At 65.8% G+C, this 16,631-nt stretch carries 16 protein-coding genes; 11 read left to right on the forward strand and 5 right to left on the reverse strand.

Annotated features, from left to right (window positions below):
- The first annotated feature begins 29 nt into the window (after nucleotides 1-29).
- The 4 genes from phoU (at nucleotide 30) to R2770_13300 (ending at nucleotide 4,213) form a co-directional block, all read left to right on the forward strand.
- Nucleotides 30-743 carry a phosphate signaling complex protein PhoU gene (phoU, locus tag R2770_13285; GenBank protein MEZ5281428.1) on the forward strand — a complete coding sequence of 238 codons (714 nt, stop codon included), beginning with the start codon at nucleotides 30-32 and terminating at the stop codon, nucleotides 741-743.
- 1 nt (nucleotide 744) lies between these two features.
- Nucleotides 745-1,941, forward strand: coding sequence for an ATP-binding protein (locus tag R2770_13290; GenBank protein MEZ5281429.1), 1,197 nt, complete (start codon nucleotides 745-747; stop codon nucleotides 1,939-1,941).
- Nucleotides 1,931-2,635, forward strand: a complete 705-nt coding sequence (locus R2770_13295; GenBank protein MEZ5281430.1) for a response regulator transcription factor — start codon at nucleotides 1,931-1,933, stop codon at nucleotides 2,633-2,635. Before R2770_13290 ends, R2770_13295 begins: the two co-directional genes overlap by 11 nt.
- An 87-nt stretch (nucleotides 2,636-2,722) precedes the next feature.
- Nucleotides 2,723-4,213 (forward strand): neutral zinc metallopeptidase, encoded by a 1,491-nt coding sequence (locus R2770_13300; GenBank protein MEZ5281431.1) that lies wholly within the window; start codon nucleotides 2,723-2,725, stop codon nucleotides 4,211-4,213.
- Between the two features lie 21 nt (nucleotides 4,214-4,234).
- Here R2770_13300 and R2770_13305 read toward each other — a convergent pair whose 3' ends face one another.
- Nucleotides 4,235-6,223, reverse strand: a complete 1,989-nt coding sequence (locus R2770_13305; GenBank protein MEZ5281432.1) for a hypothetical protein — start codon at nucleotides 6,221-6,223, stop codon at nucleotides 4,235-4,237.
- 112 nt (nucleotides 6,224-6,335) lie between these two features.
- Here R2770_13305 and R2770_13310 point away from each other — a divergent pair, with 112 nt between their 5' ends.
- Complete coding sequence (locus tag R2770_13310; protein ID MEZ5281433.1) at nucleotides 6,336-7,709, forward strand: MFS transporter; 1,374 nt, start codon at nucleotides 6,336-6,338, stop codon at nucleotides 7,707-7,709.
- A 1-nt stretch (nucleotide 7,710) separates the two neighbouring features.
- Here R2770_13310 and R2770_13315 read toward each other — a convergent pair whose 3' ends face one another.
- Entirely contained in the window at nucleotides 7,711-8,910 is a 1,200-nt protein-coding gene (locus R2770_13315) for a zinc-dependent metalloprotease (protein ID MEZ5281434.1), read from the reverse strand.
- A 68-nt stretch (nucleotides 8,911-8,978) separates the two neighbouring features.
- Here R2770_13315 and R2770_13320 point away from each other — a divergent pair, with 68 nt between their 5' ends.
- The gene (locus tag R2770_13320) at nucleotides 8,979-10,055 is read left to right on the forward strand and encodes an NAD-dependent epimerase/dehydratase family protein (protein MEZ5281435.1); all 1,077 of its coding nucleotides are present in this window, start codon (nucleotides 8,979-8,981) and stop codon (nucleotides 10,053-10,055) included.
- Here the strand turns inward: R2770_13320 and R2770_13325 are convergent.
- Entirely contained in the window at nucleotides 10,039-11,376 is a 1,338-nt protein-coding gene (locus R2770_13325; GenBank protein MEZ5281436.1) for a trypsin-like peptidase domain-containing protein, read from the reverse strand. The two genes, R2770_13320 and R2770_13325, sit on opposite strands and share 17 nt — an antisense overlap.
- Before the next feature lie 93 nt (nucleotides 11,377-11,469).
- Between R2770_13325 and R2770_13330 the strand changes: the two genes are divergently transcribed.
- From R2770_13330 to R2770_13345, 4 genes are read left to right on the forward strand one after another with little or no spacing between them, the layout of a single operon-like run.
- Nucleotides 11,470-11,958: a molybdenum cofactor biosynthesis protein MoaE gene (locus tag R2770_13330; protein ID MEZ5281437.1), complete on the forward strand. Its 489-nt coding sequence runs from the start codon at nucleotides 11,470-11,472 to the stop codon at nucleotides 11,956-11,958.
- 1 nt (nucleotide 11,959) lies between these two features.
- On the forward strand, nucleotides 11,960-12,157 hold the full coding sequence (locus tag R2770_13335; GenBank protein MEZ5281438.1) for a hypothetical protein: 198 nt from the start codon (nucleotides 11,960-11,962) through the stop codon (nucleotides 12,155-12,157).
- Between the two features lie 2 nt (nucleotides 12,158-12,159).
- Nucleotides 12,160-13,170, forward strand: coding sequence for a rod shape-determining protein (locus R2770_13340; protein ID MEZ5281439.1), 1,011 nt, complete (start codon nucleotides 12,160-12,162; stop codon nucleotides 13,168-13,170).
- A 13-nt stretch (nucleotides 13,171-13,183) separates the two neighbouring features.
- Entirely contained in the window at nucleotides 13,184-14,452 is a 1,269-nt protein-coding gene (locus tag R2770_13345) for an ABC transporter substrate-binding protein (protein ID MEZ5281440.1), read from the forward strand.
- Nucleotides 14,453-14,483: 31 nt separating this feature from the next.
- Here the strand turns inward: R2770_13345 and R2770_13350 are convergent, their stop codons facing one another.
- Nucleotides 14,484-15,062 (reverse strand): HEAT repeat domain-containing protein, encoded by a 579-nt coding sequence (locus tag R2770_13350; GenBank protein MEZ5281441.1) that lies wholly within the window; start codon nucleotides 15,060-15,062, stop codon nucleotides 14,484-14,486.
- Nucleotides 15,059-15,328, reverse strand: coding sequence for a hypothetical protein (locus R2770_13355; protein MEZ5281442.1), 270 nt, complete (start codon nucleotides 15,326-15,328; stop codon nucleotides 15,059-15,061). Before R2770_13355 ends, R2770_13350 begins: the two co-directional genes overlap by 4 nt.
- Nucleotides 15,329-15,446: 118 nt before the next feature.
- On the opposite strand from R2770_13355, the gene R2770_13360 reads away from it, so the two are divergent.
- A complete protein-coding gene (locus tag R2770_13360) occupies nucleotides 15,447-16,580 on the forward strand; it encodes a S16 family serine protease (protein MEZ5281443.1) in 1,134 nt (377 codons plus the stop codon).
- Nucleotides 16,581-16,631 lie beyond the last annotated feature (51 nt).

Here is a 16,631-nt window from a genome sequence, read left to right on the forward strand (position 1 = left end):
GCCATCGGCACCAGGGGGAGGGCAGCTTCGTGAGCGAAGACACCAGGAGTGCATTCCACAAGGATCTGGCGGCGGTCAGCCGCAGCCTGGGTGAGATGGCCGCATTGGTCACCGAGGGCATCGGAAAGGTCACTGCGGCCCTCTTGTCGAGCGACGTGTCGTCTGCCGATCAGATCGTTGCCTCCGATGACGACCTCGACCTCATCGCTCTCGAAACAGAAGAGCAGATCGTCCTGATCATGGCCACCCAGGCCCCGGTCGCGGCCGATCTGCGCGAGGCGGTGACCGACCTGAAGATGGTCGGCGAGATCGAGCGCAGCGGTGATCTCGTGACCAACATCGCCAAGGCGATCCCGCGGATCCACGGCACCGAGCTCGATCCGCAACTGCGCGGCCTGATATCGCAGATGTCAGAGCAGTGTGTGTGGCTCTTCGGTCACGCGATGGACTCCTACAACGATCGCGACGCGGGCTTGGCCAAGATCTTGCACGAGCTCGACGACCGTCTCGATGATCTCCACGACGAGTACATCCAGGGCATCTTCGACTCTCGCAGCCAGCACGTATTGAACACCCAACAGGCTCTGCAGTTGGCGGTGATCGGCCGCTTCTACGAGCGCATCGGCGACCACGCCGTGAACATCGCCGAGCGGGTCGAGTACCTGGTTACCGGGTCGCTTCCCGAGCATGCAGGTGCTGCAAGGGCCAAGGCCCGGCGCGACGGTGCGGGGTCCGGAGACTGACATGACGGCGCTGGCGATCGTCGCCTGTGTGGTGGCGCTTGCCTCGTTCATCCTCTACTTGGCCGAGCGTCGCCGGCTAGCAAACCTGTTGGCGGAGCTCTCAGGAAGGGTCGGCCTAGGCGCTACTCGACCCGGCGGCGCTGAGCTGGTTCGCCAGATCGAGCGGCTCCAACACGACCACAGAGCCTGTTCGCTCGAGCGTGACGTACTGGCGACGGCGCTTCGCAGCGTCGAGGTGGGTGTCAGGGTCGTCGGCGAGAACGGGTCGGTCCTGGCGTCGAACCGTTTCGCCAGCGAGGTCATGCAGGGCCGCCAAGGCCTGGCGCTCGTCCGGGCCGCTGCCGAGCGCCTGGGCGACGACGCCTTGAGGGGGGTTCCGGGCACCGAACCGATACATATCGTCGGCCCGCCCCCGCGGTCGATCAAGGTCGATGCTGCACCCCTGGCCGTGGATGGCTCGGTTGCCGGAGCGGTGGTGGTTTTCACCGACACCAGCAACGACGAACGCATCAGCCGAATCAGGCGCGACTTCGTGGCCAACCTTAGTCACGAGCTGAAGACGCCGGTTGCCGCCATCGGCCTGCTGGTCGAGACGCTCGACGGCGAGACCGACGATTCGGTCAGACAGCGCCTGCTGAGCTCGGTGTCGACCGAGGCAGATCGTGTCGCTGCGATCATCGACGACCTGCTCGACCTCTCGCGGCTCGAGTTCGAGCGCGATATCCGCACCGACCGGGTCGATGCGTATGGCGTCATCGGCGAGGCCGCAGATCGGGTTGCGCTGCAGTCGCGGACCCGCGATGTACCCGTCGAGATCGTCGGCGAACGCGACGTGTGGGTTCAGGCAGATCGCGATCTGCTGGTGCATGCCGTCGCGAACCTGCTCGACAACGCCATCAAGTACTCGCCAGAGGGGTCGAAGGTTCAGGTAGGAGCCGAACACCTCGATGACGCGGTCGAGTTCTATGTGCGCGATCAGGGGATAGGTATCCCTGCCGAAGACCTCGAACGAATCTTCGAACGCTTCTATCGCGTCGACAGGGCTCGCAGCCGAGCCACCGGCGGCACGGGCCTGGGCCTGTCGATCGTCCGGCACATTGCAGCCAATCACGGGGGCGACGTGCGCGTCGTTTCGCGTGAGGGCGCGGGCTCGACCTTCACAATCTCGATTCCGGAGGATGAACCAGATGCCAGCTGAGATCGACGTTCTCGTCGTCGATGACGAGCCCGCCTTTCTGGAGGCGCTCGAGGCCGGGCTGCGCCGGGAAGGGTTTCGAGTTCACCCTGCAGCCGACGGTGTCCAGGCCCTCGAGATGTTCGAGAGCCTCAACCCCGACCTGGTGCTGCTGGACGTGATGTTGCCCAAGATGTCAGGGCTGGACGTGTGCCGTGAGGTGCGAAAGACGTCGGCGGTGCCGATCATCATGGTCTCGGCGAAGGGCTCCGAGATCGACGCTGTTCTGGGTCTAGAAATGGGCGCAGACGACTATGTGACCAAGCCCTACCGGCTGCGTGAGTTGGTCGCCCGCATGAGGGCCGTCTTGCGCCGCCAGGGCGGCGGCCCTGCCGAGTTGGTCGTCGAGGACGATCAGACCATCGAGGTGTCGGGAATCGTCCTGGATCTCGGCCGTCACGAGGTGCGTGTCGGCGGGGCTCCCGTGCACCTTCCCCTGAAGGAATTCGAGCTGCTCGAGCACCTGATGGACAACGCGGGGCGGGTGGTGCCGCGGGGTTCGTTGATCGATGTCGTGTGGGGCCACGACTACGTAGGCGACACCAAGACGCTCGACGTCCACATCAAGCGTCTGCGCAAGCGGCTGGGCGAGCAGGGCTCCAACGAGCTCATCACCACCGTGCGTGGGGTCGGGTATCGGTTCGAGCGCAGCGGCTGACGCATGCAGTGAACCGCGCCCCGCGGCGAGACGCCTGCCGGGGTCGTTGGGGTAGCGTCATCGTCGCCAAAGACTGGAGAGGTCTCGATGAGGATTCGTCGTGAGGGTGAGTCGCGCCGTGCCGCCGGGTCGCGTGGCGAGCGCATGAATGCTCCCAAGCGCCGTTCGGGTGGTGTCCGTGGGCCCGCGTTGGGTGGCGCGGGTGGCGGTTTGGGCAATCTGGGCAAGGGCGGTGGTGTCGCGGGCATCCTGATCGCTTTGGTGGTGGCCTTCCTCGCCATGCGCGGTGGCGGCGGCACCACGTCGACAACAGGCGACGGAGACGTCGTTGGCCAGCGGACCCAACTTGTCGACGTGGACAAGACGACCCGTTCGACCCTGTCGGGAGCCGAGCGAGACGATCTCGACCGGTTCCTCCAGGCGACGGTCGACGACCTGCTGGTCTTCTGGACAGACGAGTATCCAGACGTTTACGGGGCACGATTCGAACCGCTCAGCGCGATCTTCCCGTTCGACCCGACGGGCAACCAGCAGATCAGCTGTGGCCAGCCGCTCGATCCGCGGATCTTGAACAGCAATGCGATCTACTGCCCGCCCGAGGACTACATCACCTGGGACGACAACTTCCTGATCCCGAACTTCTACGCCAACTTCGGCAAGGCCGCCGTAGGGGTGGTCCTGGCTCATGAGTACGGTCATGCCGTCCAGACGCGAGGTGGCCTCGACGCGGCACCCATCATCCGAGACCTCCAGGCAGACTGTTTCGCAGGTGCATGGATCAGGCGAGCCATCGACGGATCTGGACAGGTGGAGCTGGGCGAGAACGATCTCGAGGGGGCCGTCTCGGGCTTCTTGTTGTTGCGTGACCCGCCCGGAAACCCCACCGACAGCCAAAGCGCTCACGGCTCGGCCTTCGACCGGGTGAACGCCTTCCAAAGCGGGTACACCGACGGGGCTGCCCGCTGCCGTGACTTCGCCACCGAGGGTGTCGAGATCGTCGACATCGCCCTCGAGCAGGGGGACGTTGGCGGCGGCAATCTGGCCTTCCAGGATGCTGTCGACGCCGTTGTGGCCGACCTCGACGAGTTCTGGCAGCCGTTCTTCGCCCAGGCCGGGTTGGGTTCGGGCATCTCGGCTAGATGGTTCGAGGGTTCGGCCATCCCGTGCCCAGACTCTGGCTCTGACGGACAGGTCTTCCACTATTGCGCCAGCGATGCCTCGGTGCAGTTGAACCAGGCAACGCTGGCGCGGCTGCACGCCGACATCGGCGACTTCTCGACCGGGCTACACCTGGCTCGCCTGTACGGCGAAGCGGCTGCGACCGAGGCTGGTGTGGCCGACCGCACCGGCCTGGTGGCCGACTGTCTGGCTGGAGTGTGGGCCGGAAACGTTGCCTACGAGTCGACGAGAGCTCTCGAGCTGACCGGCGGCGACCTGGACGAGGCGTTGGCCACATTGATCGATGACCCCGAACGCGCCGACGCGGCGTCTTTGTTCGACCGCGTCGACGCGTTTAAACGGGGTTTCTTCCTCGAGGGAGGTTCTGGTACAGCCGCCTCCGTCGAGTTCTGCAGCTAGGCCCACCAGGGCCCAGGCCTCTTACCCTTCGACCGAAGGGGGCGGCTTCATTAGGGCCGATTCGAGCGGATCGGCGACACCCTCGGGAAGCTGGTCCGGGCTCGCAACTCCGGGTTCGGTGTTCATGCGAGCCGCGGCCGCCTCGGCGGCGTCGACCTCTGCCAACAGTTCGGCTTCGATCTCGGCGTCGGACTTCTTGGGCTTACGAGAGAGGCTGAACGACAGCCCCTTCTTCGGCTTCTTCGGCGTGTCTTCTTCCACTGCCTCAGGTTCGTCCGGCTGGGCTTCGGTGCTGTCGTCGGGCGACTCGTTCTTCTGCTTCTTTCGGCCCAGGCTCATCTTGCGCTTGGGCTTGGACGGCTGCTCTGCCTCGGGCTCGACCTCGGCAATCGTGGCGACCACGGGTTCGACGTCGATTTCCAGCTCGTCTGTGGACAGGTCGCTCGGGTCGGTCGAATCGTTCGAGTCTTTGGACTTCTTCGACTTCTTGGGCTTCTTTGGGGCCTTGGCCTTGGCCTTGGCCTTGGACTTGGAACCCGACTTCGAGAACAGCCCACGCTTGGGCTCGTCCTCGGCCGGCGAGAACAGGTGCACCGGATCATCGGCATCGACCTCGTCACTGGTCGCGATGGCTGTGGCCAGCGAGTTGGCCGGTGGTCGATAGTCGTCGCCGTCGTGCGCGCGATATGCCGCGTTGGCAAGATCGATCTGGGATGTGTCGATCTGGATGGCCACATCGTCAGACTTCTTCGAACGCTTGGTGCCGCGTCCTGACTTCTTGGGCAAGATGTCGTCGTCGACCCGAACCCAGCCGCTGTACGCGATGGCGAAGGGCCGCTCGTCGGTGGTCGACTCGGGTTGGGCGACCTCGGCCAACACCTGCGGCGCGGCCTGATGATCGGTCGCATCGAGCCCGGCGACGGGTGCCGGGGCTGGCGGGGGTGAGGCGACGTCGAATCCCACGGTGGCTGCGGTGCCGGGCTCGTGCGGGGCCGGCGGGTCGACGACCTCGGGTGTCGATGCTGTGTCGGTGCCGTCGACCGGTGCCGGGGCAACCGTTTCGGGCTCGGCAGGTGTCGGGGCAGCGCCGGCGGCCTCTATCCCCTCGACTGAGAACAGGTCGTCGAGCCAGGCCTCATCCGATTCGTCCAACAGATCTGCGTCGTCAGAGTGGTCGGATGCGGCCTGTTCGATGACGTTGGCGGGAAGAGCTTCTCCGGCCTCGGTCTCGGAGTCGGCCGCAACCAGTTCGAAGTCGGCCAGATCGGCTAGATCGTCCAGTTCGGCTAGATCGTCCAGTTCGGAGCCGTCCTCGACGTACGTCTGGGGCTCGTGAGCCTCGTCGTCTGAGTCGTCCTGGTCGGCGGGGGTCGCGGCTGCTGCGGCGGATGGAGGAGGGGCGGGCTCGGCGATGTCGCCGAAGTCGTCCATCCATCCTTCGACGTCGTCGGCCACGTCGACGTCCTGCAGCCAGCTGCTGGAGGCCTCTTCTGGGGAGTCGGTCTGGTCTGAAGAGAAGTCGTCTTCGGGTTCGAGACCGGCAAAGAAGTCTTCTCCGGCCGAGGTCTCGTCCTCGAACAGGTCCAGCAAACCCAGGTCATCCGACATGTCGTCGGTTGCCGCAGGAGCGCCGACATCGGCCGAGGTGTCCGACGGTGCGTCGTCGACCTCGGGTGTGGCCGAACCGACGAACGCCGAGTCGTCGTCGAAGCCGATCTCTTCGTCGGCCGAGAACAAATCGTCGTCGATCGGGTCTTCGCCGCCCGGCACCCAGTCGTCGGAGATCTCGTCAGGTAGTGCGTCGAATGCTTCCGGTTGTTCGGGCGCGGCGGGTGGCTCGGCCTCGGAGACCTCTGTTGTGGACTCGGACGCGGGCGCGTCCATCGACTTGTCCGCGTGCTCGAGGAGTGCGTCCATGGACTCCTTCACATCCTCGAGGTTTGTCTCTTGGGGCTTGTCTGCGGCGGTGCCGTAGACGTTGCCCAGCACGTCGTTCAGTCCAGACATCATTTGGTGAGTCGACCGGGCCCGGGCTTGCCTTAAGCCCATACGTGGGCAGCCGCGGCGCGACCCCTCTGCTGTGCTCGCGGGTCTGGGGATGCGGAACCTAGAGTGGGGCATCGTGGAAGACCGAGCTCCCCGACAGCGTCACAGCGACTCGTCGGGTGAGCCAGGCAATTACCGCGGCGGCCGGGGCGCCGAGGCCTTCATCGTCACGCCTTTCATGAGGTTGGCCCGAACCCACGTTCTCAGCGTCGCCGGCGACACTCTGGTCACCATCGCGTTGGCCGGGTCGTTGTTCTTTCAGGTCAGCCCAGACGCTGCCCGAAGCCGTGTGGCGCTGTACCTGGCCCTCACAGCGGCTCCGTTCGCGGTGGTGGGCCCCCTGATAGGTCCGATCATCGACAGGGCTCGCGGCGGCCGCCGCACGATGATGATGGTGGCCACCATCGCCCGCGCTGTTCTGACCTTGGTGATGCTGAGGTTCCTGACCAGCCTCCTGCTGTACCCTGCCGCGTTCTTGATGCTGGTGATGGGCAAGACCTATCACGTGTCGAAGAGCGCCATCGTGCCCACCCTGGTGCACCGCGAATCCGAGTTCATCGAGGCCAACTCGAAGCTGGTACTCGTCGGAGGTGTCGCCAGCTCGCTGGCCTTCTTGCCCGGAAGCCTCCTGCAGTGGCTCAGCGGCGGACTGCCGTTGGTGCTGGCTTGTGCGGCGTTCGTCGGAGCCGCCGTCATGGCATCCAAGCTGCCGTCGAGCGTGGTTGCCGAGAACGCCGTCGACGACCTCGAGCGCGCCGAGTTGCGAAGCGCAGGCATCTTGTTGGCCGCATCCGCAATGGCCTTGCTGCGCGGCATGGTCGGCTTCTTGACCTTCCTGGTCGTGTTCTGGCTGCGGGCCGAGGATGCCGCCATCGGTTGGTTCGGTCTGATCGGGGCCCTGGGTGTGGTTGGTTCGCTGACCGGCGCGATCTTGGCCCCCAGCCTGCGTCGGATGCTTCGCGAAGAACACATCCTGGGTGGCGTGCTGGTGCTGGCTGCGTTCGTAGCCTTCATAGCGGCAGCGTCGCCTACCCGCGGCCTGGCTGCGGTGTTGGCTCTGAGCATCGGTGTGTCGACCAGCTTGGGAAAGCTCTCGTTCGACGCGATAGTCCAGCGCGATGCCCCCGACGCCAACCAGGGCCGATCATTCGCCCAGTTCGAGACCCGCTTCCAGCTGGTCTGGGTGATCTCGGCGCTGGTGCCGGTGCTCGGCTTCGCCTCGTTGCCCATCCAGATCGGCTTTCTGGTGTTGGCCTTTGCGGCCAGCATCGGAGCGTTCTTCTACCTGGGCGGCCTGAAGGCTGTCGCTCGCGGCGCCGATACACCTGCCGACAGGCTCAAGCGGCGGGTCATGACCGATCCCCGCGTCGACCGTCTGCGCCAGCGGTTCCGCAATAGCGACGGTGCGGAAGGACCAGACGAGGCTTCGCCGCGCGACGGCGATGCCTGACTCAGTCCAGGTCGGGCAGCTCGATGCGGGCCAGCCACAGGCCTGGAGCGTCGACCTCGTTGGGGGTGGGTATCCAGCGGGGGTCGTGCCACAGCTTGGCGAGCTGGTCGTGGTCTGAGCGCTCGATCACGCCCGACACAAATCCTCGGCCCCGCTCTACCAGATCTCGTCGAAGGTCCAGGCCCAGCATCTTTTCGACGAAGCGGTCTTGGGGCCCCGCGGTGACGCGGCGGCGCCTGATCGCTTCAGCGATTTGGCCCGAGCTGGCGATGAGCCCGGTGGCGATGTGGTCGATCTGGTAGTCGACCCAGCCGACGGCGACTGCCAGCAGTGCTTCGAGGTCTCTGACCACGGCCTCTTGAGCCGGGGTGCGCATTGCGCCCAGCAGCACCTCAGGGTCGCCGAACAGGCTCTGAAGCTGTTGCTGCAGGCCCGCCAGATCGGTCGTGGGCTCGATGTCTCCGAGCTTGGCCTCCAGAGCCGACCCATCCGCAGACTGGAACCCGGCCGTGTAGGCGTTGAGCAATGTCTCGAACCGTTCGCGGACGTGTTCGACGCCGAACAGCGCGTGGTGCACAAACTCGTGGATACACATCCACAGAGCCACGTCGTCGAAGGGCACGCTCCACTCGGTGGCGAAGGCTGTGACGTTCGAGTCGACGACCATCAGCTCGCGAGAGCTCGGGCGTGGGATCGGCAGGTCGTATCCGCCGAGTCCGCGGGCCGCCAGGTGGCCCACCATCGAGCCGATGCTCATGGCCGTGGTCATCGGGCCGATCATCTTCATGATTCCGCCCAGCAGCTGGGCCGCGGGGTCGTCGTCGCCAGCGCCCTGCGGTGTGGCGTTGAGCCCCTGGGCCAAGCTCTCGAACAGGGGCTTGTAGTCGGCGAGGGTGCGGCGCGCCCACTCAGAACGTGTGACAGGAACAACCACCGCCGATGCCCCCTCGACGGTGAGGTCGAGGTCGGTCGACTTGGCGACGTGAAGCTCGGCGATGCGTGACAGGTCGGCGAGCTTGACCCGGTGGGCTGGGTCTACGTTGGGTTCTGAGCCGCCGTCGGTAGCCAGGCCCAGTGCAAACTGCCTGGCCGCGTCCCAATTGACCGGGCCCGACGACGAACCCAGTAGCTTGCCCAGATCTGCGAAGAAGGGCAGGCCAGAGAAGGGATCTTCCGGGTTGCTTGAACCTGAGTCGCTCACAAGGGCATCGTAGGTCCGATGAGCGCGGTACACACCTCGCCATCAGTTCGCCTGGAAGGGTGCCGCAGTTGAGCTCGAGAACGATTCTGGTGACCGGAGCAGCGGGTGAACTGGGCGCGCTGGTGGCGCGCGAACTGAGGGCGATGGACAACTCGTGTCGGGTGATCGCTCTGGACATCGACCCGGTGGGTGCGCGTGGTCCGGTCGGGTTGCGCGACCCCGACATCGAGTTTGTGCGGCTGGATCTGCGGGCGAATCCGCAGCGGTTCGCATCGTTGGCGGCGGGCGCCGACGTCATCGTGCATCTCGCCTGGATCGATCCAGGCGACGAAAACCGAATCGACCCCAACCGCACGATCCTGTCGATGGTGCTAGATGCCGCCGAAGCCGGCGGTGTTTCACACCTGGTGGTGATGTCGTCGGCGACGGTATATGGCGCCTGGCCAAACTCGCCTATACCGATGTCGGAGATCGAACCGCTGCGACCCAATCCGGGATTTTTCTATGCAGAGGTCAAGGCCGAGCACGAACGGATGATCGTCCAGTGGCGTCGTCGCACCGGAATCGGCGTCAGCGTTCTGAGGCCTGCGCCCGCCGTGGCCGACGGTCATGTGAGTTGGCTCGGCGACGCAGTGATGAATGCTGCGGCGATGAGGGCGGGCCTTGACGATCCGCCGTCGCAGTTTCTGCATCTGAACGACCTGGCCCGGGCGGTCGCAGTGGCCGCATGCGAGAAGCTCGACGGCCCCTACAACGTGGCCCCCGACGGATGGCTGACCGGTGCAGAGCTGCGCGACCTGTTCGGCCCGCGCCCCAGGGTTCGGTTGCCCGTTGCGGTGGCCGAGAGGGTCGAGGCCGCCCTGGCTCGCTCGCCGCGGTTTCCGAGGCCCGCGGGTCTGTTGCCCTACACCATGCATTCGTGGGTTGTGGCGAACGACCGTCTGCGCAGGGCTGGCTGGAAGCCCGAGTCCGAGAACGACGAGGCGTTTGTAGAGGCCGATCAGGCCCCGCCGTGGGTTGCTCTGAACGCCAGGCAGCGCCAATACCTGTCGCTTGGCGCTCTGGTTGCGTTGATCGTGGCGGCTGCAGCCGCTGTAGCGGCCATGGTGGTGCGGCGGCGCCGCAGCGTCACGGCCGCTCGGTGAGCTGCGCTGCCACGGTCAGCATGGTGCCTTCGCGCACAATGCCTATCTGGATGGTCTGCCCCGGATCGGCGCGTCGAATCTGAACCACGAGGGCCGACATGTTTTCGACCGGCGTGCCGTCGATGCTGACGATGACATCGCCAGATGCCAGGCCGGCCTGGGCCGCCGGCGTGTCTTCTCCCACCGAGGTCACCACCGAACCACCCGCCACGCCCAGTTCGCTGGCACGATCGGCCGGTAGGTCCTCTCCGCCCACCCCTAGGAATCCGTGCAGCGCCCGACCGTCGGTGATCAGGTCGACAGCGACGTCGCGAGCGATCTCGACTGGAGTGGCAAACCCCAGGCCTTCAGCGCCTACGTCGGAAACGGCGATGACGGTCGTGATTCCGATCAGGGCGCCGTCGCCATCTAGCAGTGCTCCGCCGGACGAGCCGGGCGATATTGGTGCGTCGGTCTGTACCAAGTCGTAGAGCCGGCCCGAATCTTGGCGCTGCAACGATCGCCCGATGGCCGACACGACGCCAACGGTGACCGTGGGGCCGCCTTCGAGGCGCAGGGGAGATCCGATTGCCACGGCAGGTTCACCAACCCGGGTCTCGGTGGTCGATCCCAGCACCACCGGAACCAGGCCGTTGCTGGCGTCTACTTTCAAAACAGCGATGTCGGTCAGGGTGTCTGCACCCACCAGGTCTGCAGAAATGATCCGACCGTCGTAGGTGACCACCTGGATGGTCGAGGCGCCTTCGACGACATGAGCGTTGGTCAAGATGTGGCCATCGTCTCTGAAGACCACTCCCGAGCCCGACCTGACCAGCCTGTCGTCGGCGTCCTGTATCTCGACTCTGACGATGCTGGGGCGGGCCCTGTCGGCGATCGCCACCACATCGACGGTGTTGACCGAGTTCGAGGCAAATCGGGCCACCGGCTCGGCGAGTTCTCGCTCGACGACCGTCTCGACCACCCGATCTGTGCCCGACCCGAAGGCCAGAATCGCGCCTGCGCCTATCACCGCTCCGATCAGGCCTGTGGCCAGGGCGACTCCTATCAGAAGGCGGTTGTTGGACGCTGGGGCCGGTGGATCCTCTTGAATGAGGCTGAGCTCGCTGGGATGACGCCAGAGGCGATCGTCGGGCGGCAATGGAAGGGGAGCGGTAGACAGCGCATCGGCCGTGGTGTGGCCTACGACGTCGGCATCGTCGAGGTCGTCCAGATCGTCGAGGCCAAAACCGTCGATTCCGTGGATCTCGTTCCACCAGCCGAAAGCCTCATGAGGCTCTGGGTCGGAGTCGCCAGGCTCTTCGCCGCGAATGGGACCTTCCACGTGGGCCGACTGTAGCCATTCGCGCGACACTAAATACCGCGCCCTGTGACCATGTGTGTGCCCCGTGGTGACTCTACGAATACGATGCAGGCCGTGAATGCACCCGCCGGCGATACGTGGCTAGAGCTCACGGCAGCCGAACTAGGCGTCGGAGCAGCCCACGACTGGGCTGTTCGCGACCACTGCGGAGCCGTCGTCGTGTTCAGCGGAACGGTGCGCGACCACGCCGAACACCGCACCGGTGTCAGCCTTCTCGAGTACGAGGCCTACGAATCTCAAGTGATCCCAAAGCTCGACGACATCGCTCGGTCCATGCGCGAGCGCTGGCCCGACCTGGGGCGTGTGGCACTGTGGCACCGCATCGGTCCGCTGGGTCTGGGTGAGGTTTCGGTCGTGGTCGCCGTCAGTTCGCCCCATCGGCCCCAAGCATTCGAGGCAGCTCGATTCGGTATCGATGCGATCAAGGCGACGGTGCCGATCTGGAAGCGTGAAACGTGGGAAGGCGGGGTCGACTGGGGACTGTGTGCAACCGACATCGCCGACATCGACGACCTCTCGCCTGGTGGGGTCGAGGGAACCTGAAGTGCACAACGTCTTCTTCCTGTTGATAGCGGTTGGCATCGTCTTGTTGGGCCTGCTCGGCATCGGCGTTTACCAACTCATGAACAGACCCCGCCACGACGCCGGAATCCACGAGTTCAAGGTGGCTCGAGACGCCCTGGCCAACTTCCACCATCGCGACGGCAAGGCTGCCGCGTCCGGTCGCAGGCGGAGGCGCTAGCGATGGCTCGCGACTTGGCAATCGACCTTGGCACCGCCAACACACTGGTCTTCGAGGCCGGCCGGGGAATCGTCTTGAACGAGCCGTCGGTCATCGCTCTCAACGAAAAGACCGGCGACGTGCTGGCCGTAGGCCACGAGGCTTGGCAGATGATCGGCCGCACCCCGGCCCACATCGTCGCCGTGCGGCCACTGCGCAAGGGCGCCATCACCGATTTCGACACCACGCAACGCATGATCCGCCTGATCCTCCAGCGGGTAGGCGTCGGTCGCTTCGGTCGCACCCGGGTGGTGGTGTGTGTGCCGTCGGTCATCACCGCGGTCGAGCGCCGCGCCGTCACCGAGGCCGCCCGACGTGCGGGTGCCTCCGACGTGAGGCTGCTCGAGCAGCCCATGGCCGCCGCCATCGGTGCTGGGCTTCCCATCCACGAGCCGATCGGTTCGATGGTGGTCGACATTGGGGGTGGCACCAGCGAGACGGCCATGATCTCGCTGGGCGGCATCGTGTCGATAAAGGCGATACGCCTGGGCTCGTTCGAGATCGACTCGGCCCTTCAGGCCTTTGCCCGCCGACACCACGGCGTAGCAATCGGCGAGCGCACCGCGGAAGAGATCAAGATCGCAATCGGTTCGGCCTGGCCGGGCAAGGACGAGATGAGGGCCGAGATTCGTGGCCGAGATCTCACCACCGGCCTACCTCGCACCTTCATCCTCGAGCCAGGGCAAGCTCGCGAAGCCATCGAGGAGGTCGTGGCCGCCATGGTCGAGTCGGTGCTCGATTGTCTTTCCGAAGCGCCTCCCGAGCTGGCCCAAGACCTCATTCACAACGGAATACACCTGGTCGGAGGCGGTGGAATGCTGCGCGGGCTCGACGCCCGTTTGGCCGATGCGACCAAGGTTCCTGTCAGGGTGGTCGACGCTCCCCTCGAAGCCGTGGTACTTGGTGCAGGTCGTGTGCTCGAGAATTTCGACAGCCTCAGCGGTGTCTTCATGGGGTCGCACGGACCTCGATGACGGGTCTGGGCGAGTGACCGCCTCTCTGCGGTGGCTCGCGCTGTTGGTTGCGTTCGCCTTGGTAGGCGCGTCGTGCAACCAGCCCGACGAGTCGGCCGAACCGGTCGTCATCGAGAACCCCCGACCCCAGTCACCCGCCCGAACCACTGGATTCGACACCGAGGTGTTCAGGGTCGGCGTACTGGTCGATCTGACGGGCCCCAACTCGGCGTCGGGCGCATCGCTGTTGGCAGGCGCCGAGGCGTACTGGTCGACCGTGAACGCCGTTGGTGGTATCGACTCGCGGTTCCCGGTCGAGTTGGTGGTGCGCGACACCGGTGGATCTCCGGGCGCAGCAGTTTCGGCGTTTCGCGAACTCGAGCCCGACGTCTCGCTCTTCTCGCTGGTTGGCGACACTCCTGCCATCGACGCAATTCGCACGGCGGCGGGTTTCGACGGTGTCTTGCTGGTGCCGGCCACCCGCCAGTCCACCTGGCTGGTGGCAGAGAACCTGTTGCCTATGGGCGCCAGCTACGCGGTCGAAGCGTTCGCTGCGGTGTCGTGGATGAGCCGTGCCGACGCAGCGCCGGCCGCGCTTTGCACTGTCAACGACTCCACGCCGGTGGGTGATGACCTATTGGTGGGTGCGCTGTTGGCGGCGTCGTCGCAGCCCAACATCGCCGACCCGATGGCCTTTGACATCACGGCCGAGTCGAGCCCCGCCTCTGTTGCCGAAGCGGTGGTGGGTGCCGCGTGCCAGCGCTTGCTTGTGGCCACCAGCGGCAGCATGTCAGCGCCCATCGTCGAAGCACTTGCCGCGGCGTCGGCCGACCTCGAGGTCGCGGTCGGGACCGAGATCGCTCTGCCGCTCAGCGACGCCACTGAAGAGTGGGCCCAGGGGCGCATGATCGTGGCCACCGACGCCCCCGGATGGGGCGACGACCAGCCAGGCCCGACCGCGCTGCGTTCGGCGCTCGACCGGTACCTTCCCGACGCCTGGCCCGATCCGTGGATTCGGGTCGGCTTCTCGACCCAGTACGTCACAGACGCTCTCTTGACCGAGTCGGTTCGCCGGGGATCGGTGGCCAGAGAAGACCTGGCTCAGCTAGCGAACAGCCTGACCCGCATCGATACGGACGGCTTAGTGGGTTCACCCGATTTCTCGGCAGGGTCTGGGGGATACGTCAGGTCGGTCACCATCCACGAGGTGGTGCCGGTGGGTGGTGATCCGCTGGGTCTGCAGCCGGTGGGCCCCTATGAGCCTCCGGGTGTGGAGGCCCTCGAGGTGCTGTTCGGGTCGTGACGCGGGACGCCAAGCGACCCTGGCAACCCGTCTAACCCAGCAGGTCTTCGGCCGCTTGGCGCACCTGCCAGTCGCGGTCTTCGAGCAGTCGGTGAAGGGCCTGCTCAACGGCCGCGCCGTCGAAGGGTGCCAGCGCCAGCGCGGCACGTCTGCGGACGGCCGGCTTGTCGTTGGTGGCGGCGAGGATGGTGTCGAGAGCTCGTGGGTCGCCTATCGCGCCCAGCGCGGCGACGGCCGACTCACGACACACGGGGTCGGGGTGATCCGTGGCACAGGTGATCAACTCGGCGAAGTCTTCGTCGCTGAGGCTCACACGCTCTCCGCATGCCCAGGCGGCGGTGTCGGCCACCAATGGGTCGCTGTCGCGCAGGCTGGGGCCCAGGGGTATAGAGGGGTGGGCAACGGCCAACTCGACGGCTCGGCGCCTCGCGGCGGCTTCGGGGTCGCGGATTGCGGCCGCCAGATGATGGTCTTCCAGGGCTCGGCACCTGGCCAGAGCGCCCAGTGCGGCGATGCGTACTGCTGCCTCTGGGTTGGTGAGTTCGGCCAAAGCGGGCGAGGGGTCGCCGCGGTGGCCGGCAGCGACGATCTGGCGGGCCAGATCGCTCACGTGAACAGCGACTGCAGTGCAATCGCCGCGGCGGTGATCGCAGCGGCGATCAGGGTGGCGATGACCAGGCCCGACGCCAGCGAGATGGCACCCAGCGAGGCCAGCGAGAACAACCGCTTCCAGAGGGGTGCGGGTCGGTACTGCTCGTCCCAGTCGCGCCTGCGGGCGCGCCTGCCCGCCCAGCCCTTGGTTGGCGGCGGTGGCGCAGCTGCGGGAACTGGATCGCCCGCTCTGCGGTTGTTAGACGTCGTAACCGATTCTTCCATTGCGAGTGTTTCGTTCTGCCCGTCGCAGCCGACGGGTCGACCTGCAGGCCTTGGGGCTACCGCCTGCGGTTGCCCATCGGCAGAATTCTGGCAGGCTGGAGCGGCTCGGGAGGCCTAAGTGACCGACATAACCGAAATCGAGGCCAACAGCGACAGCCTACCCAGCTCGACCGAACGACGACCGGGGTCGGGTGGGCTGAATATCGCGCGCTACCTCGCCATTGGGGCCGGCCTGCTCGGCGTCGCCCTGGTGACGATGTCGCTGGTGACCGTGCCCTATTTCTCACAGTCGCCCGGGTCGGCCACCCCGCTCGAATCGCTGGTGGTCGTAGAGGGAGCGCCGTCTTACCCCAGCGACGGCGAGGTCTACTTCACGACCGTACGACTGACCGGCGAGCTGTCGGTGCTCGAGTACATCGGTGCCTGGTTCGACTCTTCGGTCGAGTTGGTCGAGAGCAAGCAGGTTCTGCAAGGCCAGACCAGAGAAGAACAGCGAGCCCACAACCTCGCGCTGATGACCGAGTCTCAAGAGGTCGCCAAGCGGGTCGCCTTGTCGTACCTCGGGTACGACGTGATCAGGCCCAACGGCGCCCTCATCGCGGGTGTCGTCGAAGGCTCCGGCGCTCAGGACGTCGTGAAGGCCGGCGATGTGGTGGTCGAGGCCGGGGGCGTCGAAGTGACCGAACGCGACGGCCTGGTCGATCAGATTCAAGCCCGTTCACCCGGCGACACTCTGGACATGGTCGTGATGCGCCCGCTCAGCGTCGACGAGTCCGAGCGCATCGAAGTGTCGGTGGTGCTGGGCGCCAGCGAGGCCGACGGCACCACCCAAATGGGTGTGCAGGTCTCGACGGCCATCGAACTGGTTCCGCTGCCCTTCGACATCCAGGTCGACACGGCTTCGGTCGGCGGCCCATCTGCGGGCCTGGCCTTGACCCTCTCGATGTTCGACCTGTTGACCCCTGGCGATGCGACCGGTGGCATCGAGGTCGCGACCACGGGTCAGATAGACCTGGCCGGCAATGTCTTGCCCATCGGCGGCATAACCCAGAAGACCCATGCCGTTCGGCGGGCTGGCATCGACCTGTTCCTGGTGCCGGTGGCCAACTATGACGAGGCCTTGGCGGCCTCTGGTGGTGAGGTCGAGATCGTGGCGGTCGAGAACTTCCTCGAGGCGCTGACGGTGCTGTCCGAACGGGGTGGAAATGGGCTCGAGGTGATGAGTGAGCCCGCGCTGAGCCCTGCGGCCTGACGTGTTCGTGGCCCGCTGACGGGGCTTTGGCCGCGAAACGGCGTTCAATTC

It is taken from the genome of Acidimicrobiales bacterium (genome assembly GCA_041394185.1).
Taxonomy (GTDB): domain Bacteria; phylum Actinomycetota; class Acidimicrobiia; order Acidimicrobiales; family Poriferisodalaceae; genus JAAETH01.

Excerpts from the sequence above, each read along its gene's own strand:
- R2770_13340 (MEZ5281439.1), top strand. The coding sequence starts at position 12,160 with ATGGCTCGCGACTTGGCAATCGACCTTGGCACCGCCAACACACTGGTC.
- R2770_13355 (MEZ5281442.1), bottom strand. The coding sequence starts at position 15,328 with ATGGAAGAATCGGTTACGACGTCTAACAACCGCAGAGCGGGCGATCCA.
- R2770_13300 (MEZ5281431.1), top strand. The coding sequence starts at position 2,723 with ATGAGGATTCGTCGTGAGGGTGAGTCGCGCCGTGCCGCCGGGTCGCGT.
- R2770_13305 (MEZ5281432.1), bottom strand. The coding sequence starts at position 6,223 with ATGATGTCTGGACTGAACGACGTGCTGGGCAACGTCTACGGCACCGCC.
- R2770_13295 (MEZ5281430.1), top strand. The coding sequence starts at position 1,931 with ATGCCAGCTGAGATCGACGTTCTCGTCGTCGATGACGAGCCCGCCTTT.
- R2770_13290 (MEZ5281429.1), top strand. The coding sequence starts at position 745 with ATGACGGCGCTGGCGATCGTCGCCTGTGTGGTGGCGCTTGCCTCGTTC.